1 protein-coding gene is annotated in these 289 nt (G+C 61.6%); it reads left to right on the forward strand.

All coding sequences use genetic code 11. The features are described 5' to 3' along the window. Positions 1-25: 25 nt before the first annotated feature. Positions 26-289 (forward strand): ATP-binding cassette domain-containing protein (locus L0U88_RS20755; RefSeq protein WP_234868788.1); only part of this gene is annotated, 264 nt, incomplete at its 3' end.

Raw genomic sequence — 289 nt, forward strand, 5'->3', positions numbered from 1 at the left:
AGAATCGTCGTAAGGAGCGCACATCATGGAAAAATTCGTACAGATCGAAGCGGTGGGCCAGACCTTCGACACCAAGAAAGGCAAGTTCGTCGCCCTGCGCGACATCGACCTGACCATCAAGCAGGGCGAGTTCATCGCGCTAATCGGCCACTCCGGCTGCGGCAAATCGACGCTGCTCAACCTGATCGCCGGCCTGACCAAACCAACGACCGGCGTGCTGCTCTGCGACGGCCGCGAAATCGCCGGCCCCGGCCCGGAACGTGCCGTGGTCTTCCAGAACCACAGCCTG

Origin of the sequence: Flavihumibacter fluminis (assembly GCF_021491375.1) — a bacterium.
GTDB lineage: Bacteria > Bacteroidota > Bacteroidia > Chitinophagales > Chitinophagaceae > Flavihumibacter > Flavihumibacter fluminis.